Here is a 2,723-nt window from a genome sequence, read left to right on the forward strand (position 1 = left end):
GGAGGGGGGCGGCGGCAGTGGCCGGGGCGTTGCCCCAGGCCGGCGCCGCCCGGGTGGTGGCGCTGCGGGCGGAGATGAGGTGGGAGCGCATTTCCCGGTAGGTGGTGATGACGTCGTGGGCCAAGATGGCCTCCACGATCACCGAGTGCTCCTCGAAGGATTCGCTCATGCGCTCCAGGTTGCGGAACTGGGTGCGGCGGAAGCTGGAGACCCGGTCCCGCAGGCTGGTGGCCATGTCGATCAGCACCGGGTTGTAGCAGCCGCGGATGATGGTGGCGTGGAGGGCGACGTTGGCCGCCTCGTAGCGTTCGATGTCGCCGGCCTGCATGGCGGCCCGGCCCTCGGCGTGGTGCTGGCGCATGGCGGCCCGGTCCGCCTCGCTCATGCGCAGGGCGGCGTGGCGGGCGCAGGCGGCCTCCAGTTCGGCGATGGCCTCGAACATGTGGTTGAGCTGTTCCACCGACAGGGCGGCCACCACCGAGCCCCGGTTGGGGCGGGTCTCCACCAGGCCCATGATGGCCAGCTGCTTGAGGGCCTCCCGCACCGGGGTGCGGGAGACGGCGAAGCGGGAGGCCAGGGTCACTTCGTCCAGGCGGGTGCCGGGGGCCAGTTGGCCGAGGACGATCTCGTCGGCAATCCTGCGGCAGACGTCCTCCGCCAGGCTGCCTCGGCTGCGCCCGGCCTCTGGCGGGGCGGCGGTGTGGATGGCGCTTTCCATCAGGCGGCCTCCCCCAGCAGGCGCACCGGATGCCAGCAGGCCAGGGTGCGGGCGCCCTGCTGCTCCAGGGGCGGGATGTCGCGGTGGCAGCGTTCGCTGGCGTGGCTGCAGCGGGGGGCGAAGCTGCAGCCCGGGGGCAAGGCGGCCAGGTCCGGCGGCGAGCCGGGGATGGCCTCCAGGGGGCGGCCCCGGTGCTCGTGGCCGACGGTGGCCGCCAGCAGGCCCCGGGTGTAGGGGTGGCAGGGCTGGCGCACCAGCTGGCCCACCGGGCCCTGCTCGACGATGCGGCCGGCGTACATGACGGCGATGCGGTCGGCCACCTCCACCGCGGCGCCGATGTCGTGGGTGACGAAAATCACCGACATGCCGGTTTCCCGCTGCAGCTCCCGCAACAGCAGCAGGATCTGGATCTGCACCGTGGCGTCGAGGGCGGTGGTGGGCTCGTCCGCCAGCAGCAGCTTGGGTTTGCAGGCCAGGGCCAGGGCGATCATGGCGCGCTGGCGCATGCCGCCGGACAGCTCGTGGGGATAGGCGTCGAAGCGGCGGCGGGCCTGGGGAATCTGCACCCGCTCCACCATGGCCAGGGCCCGGGCGGCGGCGGTGGCCTGGTCCACGCCCTCGTGCACCCGCACCGCCTCGCTGATCTGCTGGCCGATGGTGTACACCGGGTCGAAGGCCAGGCCCGGCTCCTGGAACACCATGGAGACGGTGCCGCCCCGGTAGCGGTCCAGCTCCCGGCCGCGCAGGGCAAGCACGTCCTGGCCGTCCACCCGGATGCGGCCGGCGGTGCGGGTGTGGCGCTCCGGGTGCAGGCGCAGCAGGGTGCGCAGGGTGACGCTCTTGCCCGAGCCCGATTCCCCCAGCAGGCCCAGCACTTCGCCCTGGCCCAGTTCCAGGCTCACCTGGTTGAGGGCGCTGGCGCGGCGGGCGCCGTTGAATTGCACGGTCAGATCCTGGATGGAGACGAGCGGGGTAGTCATGGACGTTGCTCCTGGTGGGCTTCCGGGTGGCCGGAAGCGGGATCGTTGAGATGGCAGGCCGCCAGGTGCTCGCTATGGCGGCCCATGTCCCGCAGGGCCGGCGTGGCGCTGGCGCAGACGGCGTGGGCGTGGGGGCAGCGGTCGCGGAAGCGGCAGCCGCTGGGCGGGTTGATCGGGTTGGGCGGGTCGCCGGCCAGGGGCGAGGCCTGGGTGCGGTGCTCCGGGTCCATGGAGGGCACGGCGGAGAGCAGGGCCCGGGTGTAGGGGTGGGCCGGATGGCCGTAGATGCGCTCCACCGGGCCGCTCTCGATGACCTGGCCCAGGTACATCACCATCACGTAGTCCGACAGGTAATGCACCACGTGCAGGTCGTGGGAGATGAAGAGATAGGTGAGCTGGCGCTCCGCCTTCAGCTCCTGCAGCAGGTTGAGCACCTGGGCCTGGACCGACTTGTCGAGGGCCGCCACGGCCTCGTCCAGGATCACCAGGCGCGGGTCGAAGGCCAAAGCCCGGGCGATGTTCACCCGCTGTCGCTGGCCGCCGGACAGCTCGTGGGGATAGCGGCCGGCGAAGTGGCTCGGATCCAGCCCCACCCGGTCGAGCAGTTCCCTGGCCTGGTGGTCGGCCCGGGCGATGCCGTGCACCCTGGGCCCGTAGGCGATGGTTTCGGCGATGGTGAGGCGGGGATTGAGGGAGGCGAAGGAATCCTGGAACACCATCTGCAGGTTGCGGCGGAACTCCTTGAGGCGCAGGCCGCGGAATTCCTCCACCCCCTCGCCGTCGAAGATCAGCTCGCCCGCATCGGCGGGCATCAGCCGGGCCACCAGGCGGGCGGTGGTGGATTTGCCGCAGCCGGATTCGCCGACGATGCCCAGGGTCTTGCCCTTGGGGACGGAGAAATTGACCCCGTCCACGGCGTGGACGAACTTGCGTTCCCGGTCCAGGGGGCTGCTGCGCACGGGAAAGTGCTTCTTCAGGTCGCGCACGATGAGCAGGGGCTGGGCGGGGCCGCCCATGTCGTGGGG

3 protein-coding genes are annotated in these 2,723 nt (G+C 71.8%); all 3 read right to left on the minus strand.

The window, feature by feature from the left end; translation table 11 throughout:
* Positions 1-718, minus strand: a 718-nt coding sequence (locus tag AC1RTA_RS16490; protein WP_492785353.1) for a GntR family transcriptional regulator, incomplete at its 3' end; no start/stop codon positions are given.
* A complete protein-coding gene (locus AC1RTA_RS16495; protein ID WP_492785354.1) occupies positions 718-1,698 on the minus strand; it encodes an ABC transporter ATP-binding protein in 981 nt (326 codons plus the stop codon). The genes AC1RTA_RS16495 and AC1RTA_RS16490, both read right to left, overlap by 1 nt.
* Positions 1,695-2,723: ABC transporter ATP-binding protein (locus AC1RTA_RS16500; protein WP_492785355.1), on the minus strand; the 1,029-nt coding region annotated here is incomplete at its 5' end. The genes AC1RTA_RS16495 and AC1RTA_RS16500, both read right to left, overlap by 4 nt.

This window comes from Azospira sp. MPR-E4 (assembly GCF_058809645.1).